Annotated in this window: 29 protein-coding genes and 3 tRNA genes; 25 read left to right on the top strand and 7 right to left on the bottom strand. The window is 36.4% G+C overall.

Annotated features, from left to right (window positions below):
- Both NHE85_RS13540 and NHE85_RS13535 read left to right on the top strand, forming a co-directional pair.
- On the top strand, window positions 1-2444 hold a 2444-nt coding region (locus NHE85_RS13540; RefSeq protein ID WP_252812675.1), incomplete at its 5' end, for a putative LPS assembly protein LptD.
- Window positions 2445-2465: 21 nt separating this feature from the next.
- Window positions 2466-2846 carry a RidA family protein gene (locus NHE85_RS13535; protein ID WP_252812674.1) on the top strand — a complete coding sequence of 127 codons (381 nt, stop codon included), beginning with the start codon at window positions 2466-2468 and terminating at the stop codon, window positions 2844-2846.
- Here NHE85_RS13535 and NHE85_RS13530 read toward each other — a convergent pair.
- The 5 genes from NHE85_RS13530 to NHE85_RS13510 all read right to left on the bottom strand — a co-directional run bounded on the left by NHE85_RS13530 (window position 2827) and on the right by NHE85_RS13510 (window position 10897).
- Window positions 2827-3201 (bottom strand): methylglyoxal synthase, encoded by a 375-nt coding sequence (locus tag NHE85_RS13530; protein ID WP_252812673.1) that lies wholly within the window; start codon window positions 3199-3201, stop codon window positions 2827-2829. The two genes, NHE85_RS13535 and NHE85_RS13530, sit on opposite strands and share 20 nt — an antisense overlap.
- Before the next feature lie 3 nt (window positions 3202-3204).
- Window positions 3205-4056 (bottom strand): N-acetylglucosamine kinase, encoded by an 852-nt coding sequence (locus NHE85_RS13525; protein WP_252812672.1) that lies wholly within the window; start codon window positions 4054-4056, stop codon window positions 3205-3207.
- A gap of 154 nt (window positions 4057-4210) precedes the next feature.
- Window positions 4211-5212: a type I glyceraldehyde-3-phosphate dehydrogenase gene (gap, locus tag NHE85_RS13520; protein WP_252812671.1), complete on the bottom strand. Its 1002-nt coding sequence runs from the start codon at window positions 5210-5212 to the stop codon at window positions 4211-4213.
- A 29-nt stretch (window positions 5213-5241) separates the two neighbouring features.
- The gene (pfkA, locus tag NHE85_RS13515) at window positions 5242-6228 is read right to left on the bottom strand and encodes a 6-phosphofructokinase (protein ID WP_252812670.1); all 987 of its coding nucleotides are present in this window, start codon (window positions 6226-6228) and stop codon (window positions 5242-5244) included.
- 208 nt (window positions 6229-6436) lie between these two features.
- Window positions 6437-10897, bottom strand: a complete 4461-nt coding sequence (locus NHE85_RS13510) for a translocation/assembly module TamB (protein ID WP_252812669.1) — start codon at window positions 10895-10897, stop codon at window positions 6437-6439.
- A 174-nt stretch (window positions 10898-11071) separates the two neighbouring features.
- Between NHE85_RS13510 and tsaD the strand changes: the two genes are divergently transcribed.
- The 11 genes from tsaD (at window position 11072) to NHE85_RS13455 (ending at window position 18773) form a co-directional block, all read left to right on the top strand.
- The gene (tsaD, locus tag NHE85_RS13505) at window positions 11072-12094 is read left to right on the top strand and encodes a tRNA (adenosine(37)-N6)-threonylcarbamoyltransferase complex transferase subunit TsaD (RefSeq protein WP_252812668.1); all 1023 of its coding nucleotides are present in this window, start codon (window positions 11072-11074) and stop codon (window positions 12092-12094) included.
- Between the two features lies 1 nt (window position 12095).
- Complete coding sequence (locus NHE85_RS13500) at window positions 12096-12803, top strand: 16S rRNA (uracil(1498)-N(3))-methyltransferase (RefSeq protein WP_252812667.1); 708 nt, start codon at window positions 12096-12098, stop codon at window positions 12801-12803.
- Window positions 12804-12851: 48 nt separating this feature from the next.
- Window positions 12852-13211: a DUF2200 domain-containing protein gene (locus NHE85_RS13495; protein ID WP_252812666.1), complete on the top strand. Its 360-nt coding sequence runs from the start codon at window positions 12852-12854 to the stop codon at window positions 13209-13211.
- Window positions 13212-13299: 88 nt separating this feature from the next.
- Window positions 13300-13938: a DUF4159 domain-containing protein gene (locus NHE85_RS13490; RefSeq protein ID WP_252812665.1), complete on the top strand. Its 639-nt coding sequence runs from the start codon at window positions 13300-13302 to the stop codon at window positions 13936-13938.
- Between the two features lie 91 nt (window positions 13939-14029).
- Window positions 14030-15121, top strand: coding sequence for an AI-2E family transporter (locus NHE85_RS13485; protein ID WP_252812664.1), 1092 nt, complete (start codon window positions 14030-14032; stop codon window positions 15119-15121).
- A gap of 2 nt (window positions 15122-15123) precedes the next feature.
- Window positions 15124-16305, top strand: coding sequence for a class I SAM-dependent methyltransferase (locus tag NHE85_RS13480; protein WP_252812663.1), 1182 nt, complete (start codon window positions 15124-15126; stop codon window positions 16303-16305).
- A gap of 92 nt (window positions 16306-16397) precedes the next feature.
- The gene (locus NHE85_RS13475) at window positions 16398-16970 is read left to right on the top strand and encodes a hypothetical protein (protein ID WP_252812662.1); all 573 of its coding nucleotides are present in this window, start codon (window positions 16398-16400) and stop codon (window positions 16968-16970) included.
- A 159-nt stretch (window positions 16971-17129) separates the two neighbouring features.
- A tRNA-Ser gene (locus tag NHE85_RS13470) sits at window positions 17130-17213 on the top strand.
- Window positions 17214-17221: 8 nt separating this feature from the next.
- A tRNA-Pro gene (locus NHE85_RS13465) sits at window positions 17222-17296 on the top strand.
- 31 nt (window positions 17297-17327) lie between these two features.
- A tRNA-Arg gene (locus NHE85_RS13460) sits at window positions 17328-17401 on the top strand.
- A gap of 157 nt (window positions 17402-17558) precedes the next feature.
- A complete protein-coding gene (locus NHE85_RS13455; protein WP_252812661.1) occupies window positions 17559-18773 on the top strand; it encodes a phage integrase SAM-like domain-containing protein in 1215 nt (404 codons plus the stop codon).
- Here NHE85_RS13455 and NHE85_RS13450 read toward each other — a convergent pair.
- A complete protein-coding gene (locus NHE85_RS13450; RefSeq protein ID WP_252812660.1) occupies window positions 18770-19696 on the bottom strand; it encodes a hypothetical protein in 927 nt (308 codons plus the stop codon). The two genes, NHE85_RS13455 and NHE85_RS13450, sit on opposite strands and share 4 nt — an antisense overlap.
- Before the next feature lie 98 nt (window positions 19697-19794).
- Here NHE85_RS13450 and NHE85_RS16765 point away from each other — a divergent pair, with 98 nt between their 5' ends.
- Window positions 19795-19923 (top strand): hypothetical protein, encoded by a 129-nt coding sequence (locus NHE85_RS16765; protein ID WP_256474581.1) that lies wholly within the window; start codon window positions 19795-19797, stop codon window positions 19921-19923.
- On the opposite strand, the gene NHE85_RS13445 is transcribed toward NHE85_RS16765, so the two are convergent.
- Window positions 19913-20359: a helix-turn-helix transcriptional regulator gene (locus NHE85_RS13445; RefSeq protein ID WP_252812659.1), complete on the bottom strand. Its 447-nt coding sequence runs from the start codon at window positions 20357-20359 to the stop codon at window positions 19913-19915. The two genes, NHE85_RS16765 and NHE85_RS13445, sit on opposite strands and share 11 nt — an antisense overlap.
- A gap of 111 nt (window positions 20360-20470) precedes the next feature.
- Between NHE85_RS13445 and NHE85_RS13440 the strand changes: the two genes are divergently transcribed.
- The 11 genes from NHE85_RS13440 (at window position 20471) to NHE85_RS13395 (ending at window position 24452) form a co-directional block, all read left to right on the top strand.
- Entirely contained in the window at window positions 20471-20728 is a 258-nt protein-coding gene (locus tag NHE85_RS13440; RefSeq protein ID WP_252812658.1) for a hypothetical protein, read from the top strand.
- A 1-nt stretch (window position 20729) separates the two neighbouring features.
- Entirely contained in the window at window positions 20730-21044 is a 315-nt protein-coding gene (locus NHE85_RS13435) for a hypothetical protein (RefSeq protein ID WP_252812657.1), read from the top strand.
- 41 nt (window positions 21045-21085) lie between these two features.
- On the top strand, window positions 21086-21334 hold the full coding sequence (locus NHE85_RS13430) for a hypothetical protein (protein ID WP_252812656.1): 249 nt from the start codon (window positions 21086-21088) through the stop codon (window positions 21332-21334).
- On the top strand, window positions 21331-21459 hold the full coding sequence (locus NHE85_RS16760; RefSeq protein WP_256474580.1) for a hypothetical protein: 129 nt from the start codon (window positions 21331-21333) through the stop codon (window positions 21457-21459). Before NHE85_RS13430 ends, NHE85_RS16760 begins: the two co-directional genes overlap by 4 nt.
- An 18-nt stretch (window positions 21460-21477) precedes the next feature.
- Window positions 21478-21705 carry a hypothetical protein gene (locus tag NHE85_RS13425; RefSeq protein ID WP_252812655.1) on the top strand — a complete coding sequence of 76 codons (228 nt, stop codon included), beginning with the start codon at window positions 21478-21480 and terminating at the stop codon, window positions 21703-21705.
- 23 nt (window positions 21706-21728) lie between these two features.
- On the top strand, window positions 21729-22085 hold the full coding sequence (locus tag NHE85_RS13420) for a hypothetical protein (protein ID WP_252812654.1): 357 nt from the start codon (window positions 21729-21731) through the stop codon (window positions 22083-22085).
- Between the two features lie 4 nt (window positions 22086-22089).
- On the top strand, window positions 22090-22296 hold the full coding sequence (locus tag NHE85_RS13415) for a hypothetical protein (protein WP_252812653.1): 207 nt from the start codon (window positions 22090-22092) through the stop codon (window positions 22294-22296).
- A 14-nt stretch (window positions 22297-22310) separates the two neighbouring features.
- Window positions 22311-22736 carry a hypothetical protein gene (locus NHE85_RS13410; RefSeq protein ID WP_252812652.1) on the top strand — a complete coding sequence of 142 codons (426 nt, stop codon included), beginning with the start codon at window positions 22311-22313 and terminating at the stop codon, window positions 22734-22736.
- Window positions 22736-23467, top strand: a complete 732-nt coding sequence (locus NHE85_RS13405) for a YfdQ family protein (protein ID WP_252812651.1) — start codon at window positions 22736-22738, stop codon at window positions 23465-23467. Before NHE85_RS13410 ends, NHE85_RS13405 begins: the two co-directional genes overlap by 1 nt.
- Before the next feature lie 66 nt (window positions 23468-23533).
- Window positions 23534-23854 (top strand): hypothetical protein, encoded by a 321-nt coding sequence (locus tag NHE85_RS13400; RefSeq protein WP_252812650.1) that lies wholly within the window; start codon window positions 23534-23536, stop codon window positions 23852-23854.
- Entirely contained in the window at window positions 23823-24452 is a 630-nt protein-coding gene (locus NHE85_RS13395) for a hypothetical protein (protein ID WP_252812649.1), read from the top strand. The genes NHE85_RS13400 and NHE85_RS13395 overlap by 32 nt, the downstream gene beginning before the upstream one ends.
- Window positions 24453-24454 lie beyond the last annotated feature (2 nt).

The following is a 24454-nucleotide window of genomic DNA, read 5'->3' as shown; positions in this document are numbered from 1 at the left end:
AAATAGATCAGGAGAAAAAAGAACTTGAACTCTACAATAAAGCCACATTAAACTATAAAGATATAGAACTTAAATCGGGCAAAATTATTATGAGATATGATACTAATGAGATTTTTGCCGGCAGGATAAAAGACTCATTAGGCAATTACTCACAATATCCTTATTTTAAACAGGGAAATAATGTTGTAGAGGCTGACTCTATACACTTTAACACAAAAACAAAAAAAGCCAGGATATGGAACTCAAGATCTGATCAGGGAGAATTCAGGATAAAAGGAGAAATAACCAAAAGAGAAAACGACTCTGTTTACTATATCAAAGGTGCACGTTTTACAACTTCTAAAGACATTAATAATCCTGAATACTATTTTTATACTGATAAGATAAAGTTTGTACCCGGAAAAAAAGTAGTTGTTGGCCTTACAAACATGTGGATTGCAGATGTACCTACACCATTAGCATTGCCGTTTGCTTTTTTTCCTATGAGTGATAAAGCCGAATCAGGCTTTTTAGTACCTACTTTTGGAGACAATAACCGACAGGGCTACTATTTACAAAATGGGGGGTACTATTTTGCCCTGGGAGATTATTATGACCTCGCAGTTACGGGAGATTATTATACAAACGGCAGTTACGGGCTCCGGTTTCAATCCAGTTATGCCAACAGGTATAAATATAGCGGTAATGTTTATATAAGATACGAAAACATAATAAACAGTGAACGTGGATTACCTGATTATTCAAGGACTAAAAACTACAATATACAATGGACTCACAACCAGGATTCAAAAGCCAATCCTAACTCAAGGTTTTCTGCCAGCGTAAATTTAGGTTCCAGTAAATATTACCGAAATTCATTAAGTCTTGACAACGTAGGTTCTTCATTAAATAATACATTATATTCATCTGTATCGTATTCAAAAACATTTCAGAGTGTACCACAGGTAAATGTATCTTTAAGCGCCACGCATAATCAAAATACAAATACCCAGACTATTAATATGACACTGCCTACACTACAGGCCAGTGTAGACAGAATATTTCCATTCGCTCCCGCAGATGCCCCAAAAAAGGGTATAATCAAAAATATTAATTTGCAATATAATGTTAAGGGAGAAAACAGAATTCAGACGACGGATTCTCTATTCTTTAAACCGGAAATGTTTAGAGATGCCAAAACCGGGATGCAGCATACAATACCTTTAAGCACCAACTTCAAGTTATTTAAACATTTTAGTGTTTCTGCCAGTTCAACTTATCAGGAAACATGGGTATTAAATACTATAAGAAGAGAATATAACGAAGAAATTAACAAAGATACACTTATTCAGAACGTAAAAGGTTTTGAAGCATTCAGAACGTATAATTTTTCATCCAGTATCGGTACAACAGTTTATGGTACTTATACTTTTGGCGAAACTAAAAAAATACAGGCAATCCGCCACGTAATGCGCCCTTCCCTATCATATACATATACGCCAAGTTTTGACAGATATTGGGATACTTACCGGATTGATGCCAGTGGGAACTACAGAGACTATACAATATTTGAAGGTGGTCTATTTGGGGCTCCCGGCAAAACGTATTCTAATGTTGTAGGTATCGCTGTAAATAATACCATCGAAGCCAAAGTAAGAAATGATGATGAAGATGATCCTGAAGCGAAACCCAAAAAAGTAATGCTGCTTAATAACCTTAACTTTACCACCAGCTACGACATGGCAGCTGACTCATTAGCATGGGCTCCGCTAAGGGTAACAGCAGGGACAACACTCCTTAAAGATAAAATGAATGTAAATTTTGCAGCAACATTAGATCCCTATGCTATAAACAATTCCGGACAAAGAATTGACACCTATAATATTGATAATGGTGGTAGTCTTTTCAGAATGACAAGTGCCAACATATCATTAGGCTACTCCATAAGCAGCACTGATGGCCAGGGAGATAAAAAAGATAAAAACAATCAGACGGCCCGTAATGGTGGCCGTGAAGATAATCTTTTCGGTCAGGCTAATAATCTTAACGATAGCAGCAAAAGTATGTTTGATGAGGAAGAAGATACGGTAGATACTACTGATAAAGCTAAAGGAGGTTTTTTTAATGCCAAATTGCCCTGGAATTTAAGCCTTGCCTACTCTCTAACTTATTCTAACAATAACAGGCAAAACAAAATAACAGGAAACTCTATAATGGTATCAGGAGATTTTGATATTACTCCGCGATGGAAAATGGGATTCTCTTCTGGTTATGATTTTGTGCAAAACGGTGTAACATTTACACAATTACGCTTTGAAAGAGACCTCTTAAGCTGGAGGATGAACTTTAACTGGGTTCCGTTTGGCGACAATACTTATTGGGGCTTCTTCATTGGTATTAAATCTTCTGTTCTTAGCGATATTAAATGGGATAAACGCCAGGTACCGGACAGGCAATTACAGTAAACAATCAATATTAATATATCAATGAAAAAAATAATCTTTACCGATAAGGCTCCTGCACCTATCGGTCCGTATAGTCAGGCTGTATTATCAGGCAACACTCTTTATACTTCAGGACAGATAGCACTTCATCCTGAAACGGGAGAACTTGTAACAGGTGATATTGAGACAGAAACAAAACAGGTTATGGAAAACATGAAAGCAGTTCTGGATGCAGCAGAAATGACTTTTGAAAATGTTATCAAATCTACTATCTTCATTAGCGACATGAATGATTTTGCAAAAATAAACAGCATTTACGGCGCCTATTTTAACGAAAAAACCGCCCCTGCAAGAGAAACGGTTCAGGTGGCAAAACTGCCTAAAAATGTTAATGTAGAAATTTCTATGATTGCTGTGCTATAGCGAGCAAAAATAACTCTGCTGACGCAGGGTTTGTGGCCAGTGGCACATTGTGCACATCACAAACCCTGAGCAGCATATTAATATCAGCTTCGTGAGCGTGGCTGGATAAAGGATCTTTAAAAAAGAATACCATTTTAGTTTTCCCTTCTGCTACCCTGCCGGCAATTTGTGCATCACCCCCTAATGGCCCTGAAAGCATTTTTTTTACCTTAAAACCGGCTTTCTCAGCCTTGCTGCCGGTAGTACCGGTTGCAATGAGCTTAATACCTTCTTTTATCAGGATATCTTTATGCTTATTAAGAAACTGAACCATTTCGGCTTTCATGCCGTCATGGGCAATGATGGCAATTTCCATATATTATTTATTTAATTCGTGGTATTCTATAAGGCCATCAATAGGTCGCCTTAATACATTACCAAGTTTTAATCCGTTTTTAGCGAGAACTTCTGCAAGCTCTGCTTTAAGATAAAATGCAATTGAACCTACAAAATGAACCGGCACTTCATGCGAGTTTTCATATTGTGTAATATAATTATCTACAAATACCTGCATAGCGTCAGTAATAAGCCCTTTTATAAAAGCATTATCTTTATGCTGAATAAGAAATTTAGCAAACGTAGCAAGATATGCATTTGGATTAGGCTCTTTATAAAGATTATGCTTAATTACATCCGGATCAAGATTATATTCAGATTCAAATTCTTTAGCCAGATCAGCAGGCATCTTATTAAAATAATATGCCCGGATAAGATCGCGTCCAAAACGGTTTCCACTGCAGTCATCCATAGCAATGTAGCCTAAAGACTGTACTTTTTGATGTAATTCTTCACCATCAAAATAGCTGCAGTTAGACCCTGTACCTAAAATACATATAATTGCTTTATCGTTATTAGGATTTGTAGCATAAGCCGCCGCGTAAGTATCTTCTTTTACACTAATTTCTGCATTAGGGAAAAACTCCTGAAATATACCTTTCATAAAGTTTTTCATTCTGTCTGTACCACATCCTGCACCATAAAAATAAAGTGCAGTAACCTCATTTCTGTTATTGTATATATCAAAACGGGCTTCAAGACGCTCTAAGGCTTCTTCCCTGTTAATTACTTCGGGGCTTAAGCCTAAAGTTTGTGAGTTAAAAAGCCTGTCACCATTTTCATCCAGCGCAATCCAATCGGCTTTTGTAGCTCCACTGTCTACTAATAATTTCATTTTCTCTGAGTAAGTTTTGGGTTAAGTTTTGCCTTGTTTATATATATAATAGCTCCCGCATATTATATTTGGGTTAAGACAATATTAAGCCGTTTATATAAAAAGACAAAGTCCCGCCCTTAATATTTAAAGGCGGGACGAAGTTATAAAAATATTATAAAGATGCAATGTGCACCGATAAATCTATAAGTTTACTTGAATAGCCATACTCATTATCATACCATGATACAAGCTTAAAGAAAGTGGAGTTAAGTCCGATTCCTGCTTTAGCATCAACAATGCTTGTTCTTGAATCAGAAATAAAATCCTGAGAAACTACATCATCTTCTGTAAAACCAAGAATACCTTTAAGGCTTGTTTCAGAAGCATTTTTAAGAACACTCATTATTTCTTCATAAGAAGTTTCTTTAGCTACTTTTACTGTAAGGTCAACTACAGATACATCAACTGTAGGAACTCGGAAAGACATTCCTGTTAGTTTTCCGTTTAAATCCGGAATTACTTTTCCTACCGCTTTAGCAGCACCCGTAGATGATGGAATAATATTTACGCTTGCAGCACGTCCGCCTCTCCAGTCTTTTTTTGAAGGTCCGTCTGTTGTCATTTGAGTAGAAGTAGTAGCGTGAACAGTTGTCATTAATCCTTCTACAATACCAAAATTATCATTAATAACTTTTGCAAGCGGTGCAAGGCAGTTTGTTGTACATGAAGCATTAGAAACAACAGTATCTGCAGCAGTAGCTTTGTCATGGTTAACTCCCATTACAAACATTGGAGCATCTGCAGATGGTGCAGAAATGATAACTTTTTTAGCACCTCCTGTTATGTGTTGCTGAGCGGTTTCAAGTGTTGTAAATATACCTGTACATTCTGCAACCACATCTACACTCGCTTCATCCCACTTAAGGACTTTAGGATCTCTTTCTGCTGTTACTCTAATGTGTTTACCGTTTACATAAAGCTGTCCGTCTTTAACTTCTACAGTTCCTGCAAAACGGCCGTGCACTGAATCATATTTTAATAGATAGGCCAAATGGTCTACGTCAAGAAGGTCATTGATTGCTACAACTTCAACATTATCTCTGTTGAAGGTTTCGCGGAACACAATTCGACCAATTCTGCCGAAACCGTTTATTCCTAATTTAACTTTTGTCATTTTGAATAGATGTTTTTTGTTGTTGTTAATTATATCGAAACAATGTCTGATACTCTTATTAATTCTTTGTCCACTTGTGATTTGCCTTTAACGGCCTGCTCCAGCGGAGTGAGCACTATCTCATCTTTTACAAGGCCTGCCATGTAATTAGATTTACCTTCTAAAAGGCTTTCTACAGCCTTAACGCCAAGTCTGCTTGCCAGTACCCTGTCAAAGCAGGATGGCGAACCACCACGCTGCATATGGCCTAATATAGATACCCGAACATCATACTCAGGCATATTCTCTTCTACATAATCTTTAAGTTCAAATGCATTTTTACCAATTTTATCACCTTCAGCGATAACTACAATACTGGAAGACTTGCCCGACGCCTTACTCTTACGCAATGAATCAAGCAGCCTGTCAAGTCCCATATCTTCTTCAGGGATAAGAATCTCTTCGGCACCGGCACCTATACCTGCATTTAATGCAATATGTCCCGCATCACGCCCCATAACCTCGATAAAGAAAAGCCTGTTATGTGAACTTGCAGTATCTCTGATTTTATCTATAACCTCAACTACCGTGTTAAGAGCAGTATCATAACCAAGTGTATGGCTGGTTCCATAAATATCATTATCAATAGTACCCGGAATACCAATAATAGGAAAACCATATTCCTGATTAAAAATAAGCCCTCCTGTAAAGCTGCCGTTACCGCCTATTACCACTAAGGCATCTATACCGCTTTTCTTTAAATTTTCGTGAGCTTTTGCACGGCCCTCAGGTGTCATGAATTCTTTAGACCTTGCCGACTTAAGTATTGTGCCTCCTTTGTTAATTATATTATTTACGCTACGTGGCCCCATTTCTTTAAAATCGCCCTCTATCATTCCCTGATAGCCTCTGTATATACCGGCGCATTCAATATTATGAAAAGCACATGTACGCACAACAGCTCTGATAGCGGCATTCATTCCAGGTGAATCTCCACCCGATGTAAGCACGCCTATTTTTTTTATATTAACTGACATTTTTTAGTATTTGATTGTAAAATTAATAATTTAATATCATTTATTTATTTGATTTTGCGTTCTATTATCAATTATGCAAAATTTCAAACGTTTTCGTTAATAAGTTTTTCTTAAAACTATCTTAAATAAACTTAAAAAGCAGATGTTTTCTCTTTAAAACACCTGCTTTTTATTTAAAAGTAAAATTTTTTCCCTTATTAATTATGAATTAATCGGTTTCAGGTATCCTTTCAGGAGGTTTTTGTTTAGTATTTGTTTTTTTCCTATTTCTGCTTTCCATAAATTTAATATATTCAGGTGAAAGTTCAGAGTCAGGAATATCAGAACTCGAATTGTCATCATTTTCCTTTTTCTCAGGAGCGCTGAATATCTTTCTCCATAATTCATGAATTGTATCAAAATCTACCGAATAAGTTAATCCTATACCCTGTGTATAACCAATTCCCTCTCCTAAAAATGTAATATCGTTTTCACGGTTAAAAACTCTTCCTTTAAGTGTATTCTCGTCGTTTAGACGTATTTCTAACTGAACATTACCAACAATCTGAGACTGATTTACACCCCCTACCGGCACCCCTACCTGCCCATTTACAGTAATCCTGTCATTAATTTGAGACGATACTGTAAGCCCAACCTGAGAGTTGGTTTCTACATACGGATTCTTGTCTGCCTGAACGTAATTTAATCCTATATTAAGTTTACTGTCTTCATCAGCAAAAACACCATTAACCAGGCTGCTAGCCTTTTCAAAAAGATTCCCGGCTACAGCAGTACCTGCATTCATACTGTTTGGACTAACAAAAGAGCCTGTAGATAATAAAGACAATGCCTGATTTTGCCTGATTGTCATATCACTTAACTTGTATTCTAAATCTGATTTTACTACAGAAGTCACACCCGGAAAGTTAATTTGAAAGTCGGGCTCGGGATTTGTCAAATTACCGGTAAGTATAATTCCTACTTCTACAGGTATAGGCCTGTTAAAAGAAGATGTTTCTAACAATGCTGAAGGATTCGCTCTTAGAGAGTAAACAGCTTCAAGATTAAGCCTGGCACGCATAGGATCGCCTTCCCAAACTATATTTCCACCCTGTTTAACAGTGAATTTTTTATCTATAAGCCCACCATATTTAAAATTATAAGTCCCTTTACGTACTACATAATCCCCACTCATGTTAAACTTACCAAGAGTATTTATCTCCAGCAACAGTAAACCATCTCCTACTGCACTTAGGCTATGTCCTGTATTTTTATCAATAATAACCTCAACTTTTGCCTCATCATTAATATCAAGGTCAAATCGCATTTCTAAACCTTTAAAGGTTTTCGTTACATCCTGCAGCGCTATCCCTTTTAACTTATTCTCTTTCTCTTTTGGAGTTAAAAAGTGTATAAAAGCAGCATTGTTGGTTGTAACACCCGCATTATTTATTGGTATCTTTATATCAGTTCCTTTTGCAGAAGAAGCATCAACTTTAATAAATAAAGATGAAACCGGCCCATTAATTTCAGCTTTACCTTTTATAAAAGCAGTTCCGTAATACATTGCTTCGTCAGAATCTTCAGTATCAAGAGCTAAAAACCTGTCCGATTCAATTTTTACATTATCCATCGACCAGTCTTTGAATAATTTATGCCTTATAGTTCCGTTTAATCTTCCTTTAGTTTTGTATTTAGTATCTATAAGTTCAATATTTCTGAATGTAATAGCTTCTTCTGTAAGATCTACCATAGAATTAGGCTCAAAATCATAATCTGTATTCAGGTAGCCTACTTTTAATCCGGCATCGTTAAGATAAATAATACCATCAATCTCCGGTTTTTTTGCGTTCCCTACAATAGCAGCCCTACCCGATGCCTTACCCCTTATTTGCGGAAAAATATTTTTAAGGAAAATTTCCAAAGGGCTTATATCTAAATCTTTTAGTGTGGCATCTATCGAAAGAAGTGTTTGTTTATCTATTAATTCTATAGCACCATTTGCATAAAAGTTTTCGTTATCATATTTGGAAAGAGATGCATTAAGGTTAAATTTCCTGAACGACTTGTCTCCTGTAACCTGCAGGGCAAGGTCGCCCATATTAAACTTATTTATTTTAAGTGAATCTACAATTATAGACGATGCCGGCTGAAACTCTTCTTTATTCTGTTTAAGACTTATTTCTCCGTTAAGCCTTCCTCCAAAACTTAAACTGTCCAGTGAAGGTGTTATTTTATCTAAGTCAACATCATTAAAGCTTAATTTAAGGTCTTTATAATCTTTATTTTTAAGCATACCCTTAAGTTCAACTTTCTGCCCATTATGCGACATGATCAGTTTATTAATGGTAAAATCAGTAAGCTTTTTATTAAATACTATTTTATTATCTGTATCGCTCTCCTCATTAATATACCACATATTATCCTTAAAGCTCATTTCAGACTTTTTAAAGCCCACTACAGATTTATTATCTTCACCTATTGTATGGTACAGGTTTAAATTGAAAAAATCTTTTGCATTAGAGCCTCCTTTAAATTCTGAGCGCAGGTAAAGTGTATCATTCTGGGTAACATTTATAACCCTGAAATCAGATATTTTATACTTTTTAAATCGTATACTGTCTATATTTACATAGGCATTATATAATGGATTCTTATTATTTACATCAACCTCTATGGTACTGAAAACATTATCAAATACAGAGATATTAGGCGAATCGAAGGAAAGGACAAATTCTTCTTTATCAGAATTTATACGCCCCTTAAGTGTAGTATTTTCTCCAACAACTATATTTGGGTTAATTATTTCAACAATTTTATTATATATAATAAAATTAAAATCTAAAAACTGCCCTTTCTTAACTTTATAAGGTGAGTAATTAGTGTAAAGGCTGCCGAGTGCATTTTCAACAAGTTTAGGTAGTTCATTAATATCATAAATACCCTTTACCCTGCCCTCAATTATATCTTTCGAGTTAAAACTGACTGTTCTTATATTATCTTCATCATAAGATGCTTCAACGGTAAAATCATCAAAAAAGTAACTATTTCTGCTGTTTTGGTATGAAAGATTAGTTACATGCACATTTCCTGCGAGGGTATTAATACTATTACCACTGGCATTAGCTACAATATCGCCTTTAAATATAGATAGTGTATCTTTCTTCATAAAATTCAGCATATGAAGATCAGCATAATCTATCTGAGCATGAAAATCATAGTTTTTCCTGTTTTTGCTCATGTCTAATAAACCATCAAAAGACATTCTCAGGTTAGGGTCGTTACTATCTATACTCCCATTAAAATATGGCCATTTAAACTGACCGTCAACTTTAATGTTTTTATAATTGTAATTATTAGCCGCAAATCCTGTAATATTTCCTTTAACGATTGTATTAAGCGACTTTTGATTGAATCCTTGTCCGTCAACATCAACATGCATGGTTGCCAGCCCAAACATTTTATTCCCGATCATGCCTCCCAGATTAAATCCGTCCAAGTCTATAGTACCCAGATATGTGGCTGTATCAGGTTTATTATAATCATTAACAGATATATCTGCTGTAGCTTCTCCAAGCTCAGACATTATATATAAATTGGTAGTAAGGTCTGTTTTAGTAAGCACAACATCTCCAACAAGATCAACACGTCCAAATTTATCCAGTACAGCAGGTAAACTTTTGCCAAGAATCCGGGGCATCATATTTCTTAAGTTGCTGTAATTTGAAGTAATTCTGTCAAAATTACCATTCATATAAAATCCGGGACCCTGCTTGTCAAACAAATGCCTGAAGTTTACAGAACCTATAATTTCAGAATCTTTATTATCCAGTAACTTTAAATCATGAAGAATAAAATTATTTAAAGGCCCCTCAAGTGTAGTAGAAAGGTAAAACTTGCGGTCTTTACCAAACTCGTTGTAAAAATAGTTAAGCTCATTAGAAGAAACCGTTGCTCTTTCAATCTTAAAATCAAATTTAACCCGGTTTACAAAATCTTTCATGTCGGCAATTGTATAGGTCAGCTTAACATTGCCTTTTAATGCCGACTGTGTAGTTACCAACTCCAGTTCATCGAGTTTAATATTAGTTTTGGTATAACTGAATTTAGCCTTAAGATTTTCTACAAAAAGCCCTCTATGGTCAAGTAAGGAAAGCTTTCTTATGTCTGCAGAAACGTCGCTGGCTTTAATATAAAAATCTTTCAGTTCACCATTTAGCTTTTTAAAGTCAAGAACCCTGGCTGTAACAGCGTTTTCATTAGTAAGCCGAAATCTTCCGTCACGAACTGTAAGATCATTGGTTCTAAGCCTGAATTTACCGCTTCCGGGTTTTCCATTATCAAAAGATTTCACAAAAACATCAAGGTTAGATGTTTTCTCTCCTTTGTATGTTTTCATATGGAAGTTTAGTTTCTGGGCTCTAATGGTGCCAAACCTCAACTTGCTGTTTAATACTCCTCTTACATTGAGTATATTGGTCTGAAGCCTTTCCGCAGAAATAAGTGTATCTTTATGATGGTCAAGTATTAAAACTCCTTTAAGCTTTACGCCACCAAAAACCGAAATAGCAATTTTTTCTATTTGTATATTTGTTCCAAAGTCTTCATTAAGTTTATTTGTAGCATAGTGGCCTATGTGGGTTTGCACAAAAGGTAATGAAAGTGCAATACCCATTAGCAGCAAAAACACGATAATACCAACTATCGTCCTAATAAGTATTTTTTTAAATTTTTTGATACTGCTAATTGTTTTAAATTTGTACACTGGCTGCTATGGCAAATAATCAACAAAAGTAGGGATTTTTAATACTTGTTAAATTAGCTTTAAGCCTTTTTTATAATACCAAATTTTGTGCCTAAAATTATGCCGGAAAAACCTACATATATATTATCTATTGAAAGTTCATGTGATGACACTGCTGCCGCTATACTTGAAAACGACAAAGTACTCTCTAATGTTGTTGCAAGGCAGGCAATACATAAAGAATATGGTGGTGTAGTACCTGAACTTGCTTCGCGTGCTCACCAGCAAAACATTGTTCCTGTTATAGATGTAGCGCTTAAAAAAGCAAATATTAAAAGAGAACAGCTTAATGCTGTAGCTTTTACACAAGGCCCGGGGCTAATGGGATCGCTATTGGTAGGCAGCTCTTTTGCAAAATCTATGGCATTGGCATTAAATGTACCCCTTATAGCTGTTAACCACATGCAGGCTCATATACTAGCTCATTTTATAGATGAGGAAGGATATGATAAACCTGAATTTCCATTTCTTGCTATGACCATAAGTGGCGGGCATACCCAGATTGTAAAAGTGAATAGCTTTTTTGACATGGAAGTTATTGGAGAAACTACTGATGATGCTGTTGGAGAAGCTTTTGATAAAAGTGCTAAAATATTAGGATTACCTTACCCTGGCGGACCATTAATAGACAAATATGCCCAGTTAGGAAATCCGAAGGCTTTCGCTTTTACAAAACCAAAAGTGCCCGGAATGGATTTTAGTTTTAGCGGACTAAAAACTCAGATATTATACTTTATACAAAAAAATGTAACCACAAATCCTGACTTCATAAGTGAAAACATGAATGATATTTGTGCATCAATTCAATACACAATTGTTAATATTCTTATGGATAAGATTAAAATAGCTGTAAAAGAAACCGGGATTAAGCAAGTAGCCATTGGCGGAGGTGTTTCTGCAAACAGCGGAATTCGTAGCACACTAAAGGAGACAGAAAAAAAATACGGCTGGAAAACCTTTATCCCTAAGTTTGAATATACAACCGATAATGCAGCCATGATTGGTATTGTAGGTTACCATAAATACCTGGAACATCAGTTTAATGATGCTTCTGTAACCTCTAAAGCAAGAATAGAACTATAACATGCAGTTATTCTACAATTCTGAAATACAGCCATTTGCTACTAACTTTACTTTTGATAAAGAAGAAAGCAGGCATATTGTAAAAGTTTTACGTAAAAAGGAAGGCGATATAATACATATTTCTAACGGGACGGGGTATTTATTTACGTCAGAAATTATTTTTGCCAACGACAAAAAATGTGAAGTAAAAATTAAAGGAGAAAAATTTCATGAGCCTGCTCCCTATTCACTTCATCTTGCGGTAGCTCCAACAAAAATGAACGACCGTTACGAGTGGTTTCTTGAAAAAGCTACCGAAATTGGAATTACAGAAATAACTCCTATTATTTGTGATCACAGTGAAAGAACGATTTTTAAAGCTGACCGCTTTGAGAAGATAATCCAAAGCGCAATGAAACAGTCACTGCAATATTATATGCCAAAGCTTAATGAGCCTGTAGCTTTTAATAGTTTTGTAAAAGCCGGGCAACGAGGGCAGCTTTTTATAGCACATTGCGAAGAAACCGAAAAACGTTTGCTGAAAAATGCTGTTGCACCTAAAAAAGAAGTTACTATTTTAATAGGTCCTGAAGGCGATTTTTCTACTAAAGAAATTACATTAGCATTGCAGCAAAATTATATTCCTGTATCTTTGGGTAATACACGCCTACGTACAGAAACTGCAGCTGTTGTGGCAGCACACAGCGTGGCATTTGTAAATGAAGAATAGTTTACAGTACTATTGAATAATTTAATTATACCAGCTAATAAAGGTGAAATGAACGATAGAAATTACGAAAGAATTTTAAAAACGTCGTTTGCAGGAGTTTATCCGCATTATATTTCTAAAGCAGAGAAAAAGGGACGTGCAAAAGCAGAAGTAGATGAAATTATTTTCTGGCTTACAGGTTATAATGCAAAAGAATTACAAGACATATTAGACAACAATACAAATTTTCAGGACTTCTTTAGTAATGCACCTCAAATCAACCCAAATGCATCAAAAATTACAGGAGTTATTTGTGGTTATCGCGTAGAAGACATTGAAGATAAACTTATGCAGCAAATCCGCTATTTAGATAAACTTGTAGATGAACTGGCAAAAGGAAAGGCAATGGAAAAAATTTTGAGGAAGTAAGCATCCCGTATTTATTGATAGATATAGCACAAAATTTAAGCTTTGTCGCTCAGCCTGCTTTTGTTATATTTACACACAATCATTATACATGAAAAAACTGCTTTATATATTACTACTTTCTCCCGTTATGCTTATAGCGCAGGAAATTGCAGTACTTAAATATTCCGGTGGAGGCGACTGGTATGGCAATCCTACATCTGTACCTAATCTTGCCAAATTCTGTAACCAGAATATAAATACTAAAATAAACACCAAAATAGCTACTGTTGAAGCCGGCAGCCCTGATATTTTTTCATATCCTTTTATACACATGACAGGGCATGGGAATGTAGTTTTTAGCGATAATGATGTTATTAACCTAAGAAATTATCTTACTTCAGGAGGTTTTATTCATATAGATGATAACTACGGCATGGATAAATACATACGTAAGGAAATCGCGAAAATTTTTCCTGATAAACAACTGGTAGCAGTACCTGCAAGCCATGAAATTTTTAAAGGTCCTTTTGCTTTTCCGCAGGGTATGCCAAAAATACACGAGCACGATAATAAAGCGCCACAGGCATGGGGAATTTTTATAGAAGGCAGGCTTGTTTTGCTTTATACCGTAGAAACAGATCTTGGTGATGGCTGGGAAGACCCTGAAGTACATAACGACCCTAAGGAAGTGCGGGAAAAGGCTCTTAAAATGGGCGCCAATATAGTTAACTATGCTTTTAACAACTAATATTTCCTCTATTTACAACTCACAATGTTATATTAAAGCATATTCAGTTTGTTAATTTTTTCATACTTTCGGAGTATAAAACAATCAACATATGGTCACCTCTAAAACTATTGCTAATGGGCTTTTAAGAGCTTTAGCAATAACTGTAGGATGCTGTATACTGCTATACTTTCTATATCAGATACAAACAGTAATTCTCTATCTTTTTATTGCTTTAATCTTAAGCATGATAGCAAGCCCTATAATTAACTTTTTAAAACACAAGTTAAAATTCCCGCATGTTCTGGCTGTTATAGTAACATTATTATTTTTTGTATGCCTTCTGGCTGGTTTTATAATGCTTTTTGTGCCTTTAATTATCTCCCAAAGTGAAAATATTTCATTACTTGATACAGATAAGCTTCAGCAGGATTTTACACAAATGCTTAATCATGTAAACAGCTACCTTTCAGGCCACAACATTGATGGACAAAAACTGATGAAACAGGCTGATTTGACCTCTCAGTTAGACTTTAGTTTTATACCCAATTTTATAAATTCACTAATAAATGTATTAAGCGGATTTGGTATTGGACTGGCATCAGTACTATTCATAACGTTCTTTTTCTTAAAAGACAGAAAGCTTTTTTTGTCTGGTACAAAAAAAATACTGCCAGACGAGCATGAAGATAAAATATTAAACTCTTTCCATAAGATAAATCATTTATTGAGTCGTTATTTCATTGGCTTAATATTACAAATGACTGTACTATTTATATTATACCTCACAGTATTGCTTATTTTTGGTGTAGAAAACGCGTTTATAATTGCATTTATAACGGCTCTGCTTAACATCATTCCTTATATAGGCCCTTTAATTGCTACAGCTTTGGTAGTAATAATGACATTATTGGGTAACATTGGCCCTGAAGCACAAGGAGATATGCTATCTACCACGTTGTACGTATTCATAGGATACTGCGTTGCTCAGGTTATAGATAATAATGTTACCTCTCCACTGATTTTTTCTAATAGCGTCAATTCGCACCCACTTGAAATATTTATAGTAATTTTAGCCAGCGGATTTTTGTTCGGTATACTGGGAATGATAATTGCCATACCGCTTTATACAGCTATTAAAGTAGTTGCTAAAGAGTTTTTTCCACAAAATATTGTTGTTAAACTACTTACTAAAGACATATAAATTTGCTTTTCGAGAAACTTTTATTGCCAAAAATTCAGCAGTTTATTATAGATAATACAGGCAGGCCTGTTACCCAACTGGCACTGCAAAAAAATCCTTTCCCTGATATTGACTGGACCGATTTACTCGGACAAATTGCAGCGCGTGAAAAAGCAAAGGATAAGCTCCCTACTTGGTATTCTGCCGAAAATATTATTTATCCTTCAAAAATATCTGTGGAACAAACCTCATCTGAGATTGCAGCAAAATACAAATCAGGGCTTGTTCCAGGCAAAAGTCTAATTGATCTTACCGGTGGCTTTGGTATTGATGATTATTATTTCTCAAAAAAAATAACAATAGTGACGCATTGCGAGATTAATCCGGAGCTTTCTGCAATTGCAAAACATAATTTTAAAATATTAAATGCAGAAAATATTGAATGCATATCCGGTGACAGTTTTGACATTCTTACCAATTCAAATAAACAATACGACTGGATTTATATAGACCCTGCCAGGCGGAATGATGCTAAAGGCAAGGTTTTCATGTTAAAGGACTGTCTGCCTAATGTGCCTGAATTACTTGAGAACTATTTTAATTATTCCGATAATATTTTGATTAAGACTGCTCCTATATTAGATATAAGTGCCGGCTTATCCGAATTACATTCTGTTAAAGCTATTCATGTAGTAGCCGTAAATAATGAAGTAAAAGAATTGCTCTGGATATTAAATAAAGGTTTTAACGGCATACCTATGCTTACTGCTGTAAATCTTACTAAAGATGGTGAAGATATCTTTACCACATCTTATGAACCGACGGAGGAAGCACCTTATTCGCTGCCCAAAAAATATGTATATGAGCCCAATAGCGCCATAATGAAATCAGGAGCTTTTGATGCTGTAGCGCATCATTATAAAATTACCAAGCTGCAAAAACATTCCCAATTATATACTTCAGACAAACTAATACCCTTTGAAGGCCGAAGTTTTGTGATTGATACTATTTTGCCCTATCAAAAAACAGAAATGAAGCAGCTTGAAGCAAAAAAAATGAATATTACAACCCGTAACTTTCCGCTTACAGTTGAAGACCTTCGCAAAAAATGGAAAATTAAAGATGGTGGCAACATTTATGCTTTTTTCACTACTAATATAAAAAATGAAAAAATAGTACTTATTTGCTCTAAAGTTATTTTATAGTGAAATATTGATTATTTGAAGGCTAATACTTTCCTTAAAAGCATCTGCCAGTACATTTTGATTATATTTGGCGTCCAATACTATTCTATACCATGAAGAAATTTTTTATTTTATTATTACTTAGTACCACATTTTTTACCCATGCCCAAAAAAATGATTGTGAATATACTGTTGTGAGCAGTGAAGACGGAAAAGAACTAAAATCTACCAAAGAATACCTTATGTATGAAAAAGTATTTGGAGGAACATCTCAGTTTATGTTTTTTTCACTCACAAATAGTGAAGGAGTACCCATCCTTAATTTTCAGCTGCTTGCAAAAAGTAAAGAATTTCCAAAAGTATATTGTTTAGACAGAGCTTCAAAAATCTATATACAGCTTACAAACGGTAAAATTATTACACTTATAAGCGCAACGGAAGATCAGTGTTCCGGATTGGTTTATGATGAAAATGAAAAAAATAACTTAAGAATATTAACCGGAACTTTTCTTTTTACAAAAGGTTCTCTTGGAGAACTGGAACAAAATGCAATATCATTTATAAGGGTTAAGTATGTAAATGATACCGTAGATTACCCGGTTAAAAAAGAACTGGACAGCGAAACAATGAAAAAAAAATATTTTCCTGAAGGATATTTTATAAATAACCTTAAGTGCATTCAATAATTTTTTAAAAAATATCGGACACTATAGTATTGACTGTTAAAGACTTTAAGTTAACGTTACAAAAAAATCAAAAAAACCTTTAAAAATAGTTGCAGATAATAGAATCAACTGCTACATTTGCAACCGCAAAAAGGGTAAAACTTTTGAGCGGTTTAAAGAGGAGAGGTGCCGGAGTGGTAACGGAGCAGATTGCTAATCTGTCGGCGTGCAAACGTCGCCAGGGTTCGAATCCCTGTCTCTCCGCTTCTTTTCGGGGTGTAGCGTAGCCCGGTCATCGCGCCTGGTTTGGGACCAGGAGGTCGCAGGTTCGAATCCTGCCACCCCGACAAAAAAATACTGAATTTGATCGACGATCAGGGTCGCGTAGCTCAGCTGGATAGAGCACCTGCCTTCTAAGCAGGCGGTCTCAGGTTCGAATCCTGACGCGATCACAACACTAAAACCCCTTATTACAGGGGTTTTGTTGTTTATACACTTCACACATTACAATCTTTTTTATACATTTACCGATACAAAATGGTAACTTTTGATACATTTTTGTACTTTGTATGGACTTTAAAAAAGGGTTACCTGAAAAATTGGACTTGTATGACTGTGAATCTTAAACTGCTGACAGGCGAAAAGGATACTGCCGAGGGTTATCCGCTTTCGTTTGTTATATCGCACCAGGGGAAAAAGAAAAAATACCAGGTTGGCCGTTGTAAAAAAGAACACTTTATTGCCGATGAAGGTATTATTTCGCGCAGGCATCCTGATTATGATATCCTCTACCCTATTATTTCCAAAATTAAGATCGCTGCCGACAAACTGGTAAAAAGCCGTGAAACGGATATTGAAAAAGTGTACCGCCTGCTTTTTAAACAGCAAAGCAGTGTGGAAACATTTAAGGAGTTCTGCGACGGGCTTATTGCATCTATGGAATCGGCGGCTGAAAAGTTTGAAAAGGCTAAGGATTACGTAAATGCCAATAAAAAACGCGGCAATATCCGGGTATATAAGGAGGGGCTCTCGCAGCTGGAAAATTTCAGGAGCGGAGTGCGCCTGGCAGATATTGATTACCGCCTGCTGATGGAGTTCCGCGATCATAAGTTTGCCATAGGTAATAAAAAATCGACTGTAAGCCATTACCTGCGTACGCTGCGGGCTTTATATAATAAAGCGGTGAAAACCTACGGCATGGACGATAAAAAGCCGTTTGAGGGTGTTTTTAAGGGGCTTACCGTGCGGGGTTCGCAGACGCGCAAGAAGATTGCCGGTGCCGATACGGTGCGGCAGATTGAAAACCTGGTACACGACTATGAGAGTATGCACCGCTGGACGGACCTTTGGCTGCTGCAGTTTTACCTGGGCGGTGCCGACCTGATAAATGTGTACTATCTGAAGCATAGCGATATTAAGAACGGGCGCGTGTATTTTAACCGTGTAAAAGGAAATTCGGCTACTATGGTAGATTTGAAGCTGCACCCGAAAGCACAGGCAATAATTGATAAATATGCCGAACCGGGTGAATATTTATTCCCGTGGCGCAAGGATAATGAGGGGTATAAAACCTTTCGGCGGGCTATGGGGCGCAAGCTGGTACTGATACAAAAACGGCACGGCATAGCACTGGAAGGTGCCGGCGGCAACCTGGGTATAAAAATGGCGCGCCATACCTTTGGGAATATAGCCAAACAGCTATTTATAGAAGAAGACCTGCTGCGCGAGCTTATGGGCCATGAGCGCGACGGTGTGGATACCTACTATAAAGACCGTTACCCGGAAGCGGTGCGCGATGCTGCGCTGTTTAAGGTAATTGGTTAGATTTTGGCGAGCTCTGACTTTGCTATTTCGATTCTGCGTAAAGTGGCTGGTTTTGTGGTTTTCGGCATATGATTTATTATATGCATGTAGTTTTCAAGTTTTATAAGGCGGTTCCAATCCTTATTTTCTTCAAGCCTTTTTGTGAACCCTGCAATTAAATTGTAAGGGGAATCAATTAATATTAGTTTGTTTTCTAATGTTAGATATATCTCATGTGCTTTTAAATAATTATCAAATATTGTAAAAACTTCATCAGGCGATATACTTTTTTTATTTTTTAAAATAGTATTAGTTTTATCTATTTCAAGTATTTGAACATATTTATTAATTTCGTTGGCGGGTGAACCTAATGGAAAACTTACATAAGAGCCTCTGAAATAGTAATCGTTAGTAATGTTTCCCCAGCAAGGTAAAGTTCCGTTATGCCATTCGTATAAGTGTTTAACTAATTTGCTTTTACCTTTTGGTAAATAGCCTATTAATTTATTATCGGAATTAATTATCTGTATTGCATTTTTGTCTTTTTCATGAGCGATGTGAGAAATATAGCCATAGAAAAAGCCTCTATCACTATCTTTTATGTTTCTATATTCTAACCCTTTAATATCGTAACTCTTAACTTCACGTCGTAAATCGCCTGTTTTTTTATTCTTGCTTTCAGAGGTGTTATTCTTTTTTATGCTAATGCTTTGAGTAGTATTTTTAGCTATATTATTGATCCTGCTTTTTTGAATTTGCCTGGCTACAAGTCCTAAAAATACACATCCTGAAATATAAAAAAATACTTTTGTATTGTTTGTATCAGATTCCTTTCTATATGTTGCAATGTTTTCTTTATTAGTTAAGTTTTTTATTGAAATTATTATAATTGCTACTAAAAATAGTCCGGCAGATAGTTTGTATAACGGGTTGATTTTTTTCATTGTTGGTAAAAATTGGTTTATCAAACTTACTAAAAATATTTGTAATAATTTAACATTTACAGCGTTGTAAACTTCCACCTATTAACCAACCTGCTATTATGGATCAACAAACCTTATGTTATGATGTAAGGCTTATTGCGCTGGAATGTGAGCGCCGTATGCTTTTGGACGAAATAAGCCAGCTGTTGCTATTTATTTCGTTTTCTTCCCAAAACATTATTTACTAACCTTTTCAAAATTATTCCTGATATATTCCTTAAGGCCTTCAATGCGACCCTTAAGGAATATATTGTCGTACCATGTATTGAATTTTTTATTTTTCAGCAGGTCTTCTGTGTTCTCAATAATATAATCGGCAAGCTTGTCGGCATTATGGTAAAAATTTTCAGGCTCGCTGATGATTTTTATTTCATTATTGATATCATAATTGCCTTCTGAAATTATCATATCTCCTTTTTCTAAAAATAACCATGAAGGTGAAAGTTCGGGGTAGGTTCGTAGTATTTTCTCTATTTTATCTGACCCTATTGACGTATTATTTTTGAATACTTTATTAAAATAGCTGTTTGAAGTTCCTATTTTATCAGAAAACTTGTTAATGCTAATTCCTTTATATTCAATAAATTGCATCAATCTATTGCTTAAATTCGTATTATTTTCCACAATTTTGTTTGGTTTGTTCGTATTATTTTCTATATTTGTCATGCCGTGCCACTCTAACAAAGCCTATGTAGTTTTCAAAGAGTGTGCCATGCCACAAAAACCAGTAAATGTATGAAAAATAATATTTGCATATCGCCTGTAGATAATGAAATGGCTTCATGGGGTAAGGCTGTATGGCTGCTTAATGAATACAGGGGTCTTGGTTTTAAGACCAGGCAGAGCTTTATACGCATTATATCGGAAAAGCTTCCAAAATATAATGATGTTGACAGCTGGAACCAGCTTGGTAATTTCTGGCTTGGTCGGGTGAAAGATGACAGTGTAAACAGGGATGTTGAAACGGTACTTGAACAACTTAAATCGGAATAGTATGCAGGCACAGCTAATCGATATACAGGAATTTATGGCGCACCTTAAAGCCGAGGGGCTTGTGATAGTGCGCGGTGATGAACTTGAAAATGTAAAGCAGCACCGCCTGAATGCGCTTCGGGCCAAGCTGCTTAAGCGTAATGCGCTTACCTATAAAGAAGTGCTTAGCCTTGAACTGCTGCCTGTAAGCTCTAAACAGAGCCTGCAGCGCTGGATTGAGAATGGTAAAATAAAACCTTTGGAAACGTATGAAACTGCTAAAGGCGTGCGCATGATAATGACAAGTGCCCTGCGCAGGCTTGGATATACCGAATAGCTATGGGTAAAGAATTTAAGACCACTGCCGAACTGGAACGCATGGTACAACTGTCGCATGCCGATAATGAACTGTATAAGGTCCGTATGCATGCACGCTACGGCCAGCACTGCCGCGTAGGCAGGGTTACTGCGGATATGGAAGGTATAACTGCCCTGCAGATGCGGGCTATTTTCGGGAAACCGGATAACCTCTTTAAGCCGCGGTGCGTGGCGGTCTGCAATGTGGCTGGTTCGCGTGGGCGTTTTGAATGGTGCGGGTGCGGTAAACTTATAAATGACAGCTTATGATACAGTTTTTTGAAAACGTGATAACAGTGTTATGGTTGCTGCTGTATGGTACAGGGCTGTTGTGTGCGCTGGGCTGCCTGGTACTGCTTGTAAAAAGCATATGGGTAACGGTGTTTAAAAAGTAATTAATTAAAATAATCAATATGGATCAGATTAACAAAAAAGAAGCTTTCTCGGATAAACCGAAAAAGAGACAATTTTTAGGTAAGACGGATAACTTTAAAGATAAAGCTGAAAGGAGTTTTTATCAGCGTATGTTAAAAGCGTATTTAAAAGGTAATGAGTTTTTTCATTATGGCTATATGTATATCGCTAATAAAAGATATCCGAAAAGGCATGCTGTATTGCAGTCTGGAGGTATTGGAGTTTAATTATTAAAACCAACAAATATATTATGGAAACAATTAAAACGTTTGAGGATGCCTGTGAAAAACTGGGTATTCCTGCTGAGATCAATATTACGCTTCCTGAAGTGATGTCCGAATTTTTAAAGCCTGCAATAGCGAATATCAAGCTTATGATCATTGCTAAGGCGCTGAATGACGGATGGGTACCGGATTGGGGTAATGATGATGAGTATAAGTACTATCCGTGGTTCGATATGGGCGGTTCGTCGGGTTCCGGCTTCTCGTACAACGGCTACGGTCACGGTGACTCGCACTCATTTGTCAGCTCGCGCCTTTGCTTTAAATCGAGAGCGCTGGCGGAGTACGCGGGTACTCAGTTTGCTGATCTGTATAAAGAATGCTAACTGTATGAAACCGCTGGCTGATTTTACTGCTGATGCATGGCTGTGGATAGTGCTGTGGGGTGTAATGCTGGCAATTGTAATGTTTGCCGTGCTTATTGTGTTGCTTGAGTACTCGAAGTGGCGCGAGCGAAGGAAAACGTACCGCGACGATGCGGAATCGGTAAAGCGGCTGCAGGAAACTATTGACAGGCTTAATGAGAAGTTTAAATAATTAAAACTGAATATATGGACCAAAGGATTTTACAGGATATTCCAATTGATGAGCGTGTAAAGTATATCAGGGAAAATGCCTATAAGGTAGACCCTAAATATACATACACACGAGAACTGGAAGAAGGTGAATTGCAGGAAATGCAAAACGTACTTAGTCAGAATCTTATTGAGATAGATGCTGCTGAGCAGGTGTTAAAGTCTGCAAAAGAAATTTATAACGCTACGGTAAAACCTATAAAAGAGCATATAAAGGGTTCGCTGCAGTGTATCAGGACGCGTAGTGAAGAAGTAACCGGTGAAGTCTTTTTAATAAAAGATGAGCACGAGCAGCGTATGGGTATTTACAGTAAAGAGGGTGTTTTATTGTTTGAACGCTCTTTGCTTCCTGAGGAAAAACAATACAGTATAGTTGATAACACATTTAAAAAAGCAAACTAATGTCTGAAGTATTATCTGAAAATGAAATTATTACTGACTCGGAAGGCGGTACTAAAGAAATTATTATCCGTCGTGGCGAAGCATTACCACAGTTAGAGTACAATGGATATACTATAACCGGCATGGCAATAAATGCTGTGGAGGAATATCTTAAAAAAGCAGGTATAGATCCTGAAAATATACCGGATAGTTTTGTAGTGTATTCGTATGAATCGCTTTTCTTAAAACTGCGTTACAATGACCGTTTAGGGGTTGGTGATACTGTAGAGGGTGTGCTTAAGCTGCACCCGGAACTATCTAAATGGAAAATAAACCAGGCACAGGCGTATGATAACCATTCGCTGGCACGGTTTATAAAAATGAACCGCCACTTTTTTCAGGATAAAAACATCGCTATGAGACTTGTTAGCGAGTTGCAGGATGTGAGGGTTAAGACTGAAAAGCAGTTTGAAACGGCCGATAACCGACGTGGTGATGCTAAGGAATCTATTGCTCAAAAGGTTATTGAGAGTAATATCCCCGACTCGTTTATTTTAAACCTGCCAATTTTTGTGGGTACTGCACCAAGATCGGTTGTGGTTGAAATAGAAATAAACCCTAAAGACTTTTCGTGTGAGCTTATTTCACCTGACTTAAAAGAGATAATTGATATTGAGACCAGGGCGATAATTGATGAACAATTAGAGTTAATCAAAAAGCTGTATCCTGAGCTTAGGATATTCCAGCAATAATACTTTTCCTCCCGATCAGGTACGGCATGTGAGCGCTGTGCCTGTGGGGGAATTATAACCATGCCTATGAAAACACATACTAATACTATGGTTATTGCAGGGCTGCATACGGCAGTGATGCATGAATATGAATGCAGGCAGTATGATATTATCGGGCCGCATGACGGGACACCCAAGTTTGTGGCGGTTTTTATACTGATGCATTATTATGACGGCTGGCAGCGCGGTATTGCAGTTGCCTATAATACCAACTTTCATTTTGTGCCTACCATAGTGGAGCGGATGAAAATATTGTATGGTGAAAGTGAGGGTTTCAGGGATAAGATACACCGGATTTTAAATTTTATAGAAGATTATGGGGAAAAAAGTATGGATGCCGTTGCATGACAGGTATTTACGAAGGTATTACCCTTTTCATAGTACAAAGCTGTTAGCCAAAACCCTGCAGCGATCTCTTTATGCTGTAACTATGAGGTCATACAGGCTTGGTCTTGAAAAGAAAAAAATATCAAGGTATAATTTATGGCCTGAACTGCATGACAGGTATGTGCGAAGATATTACGCTTATGGCGATACTAATGTTATGGCTAAGAAGCTGAACAGGCATCCGCATACATTAAGAGCCAGGGCGCAGCTTATGGGTGTAAAAAAAATGGAACGGAGTAACAGAAAACCTGTTGCTGATAAAATAAAATTACCTGCAGTAAAAAAAATGAGGGTTAAAGAGTTGATAATGACTGCGCCTGTGGTAAAAAAATACATTCCGAAACATTCGGATAAATATTTCCCTGATAATGATTTTTCAGTAAAACTAAAAGCGCTGGAAGGTGTTGAAATTGTTTTTGAAGGACGTTTGTTTTACGTTCAGGAAGTATATTATATGAACTGCAGGTATATTATTCAGACCGATAGAAGAGCTTTTGTTAAGGATGTTTACCAGATGCAGGATATGTTAAATGCTATTGAAATAAAAAAATCGGCGTAGTT

Origin of the sequence: Flavobacterium sp. NRK1, from assembly GCF_024054175.1 — a bacterium.
Classification (GTDB): domain Bacteria; phylum Bacteroidota; class Bacteroidia; order Flavobacteriales; family Flavobacteriaceae; genus Flavobacterium.
Note: the sequence above shows the minus strand (reverse complement) of the source record. Positions and strands in the feature narration are given on the sequence as shown.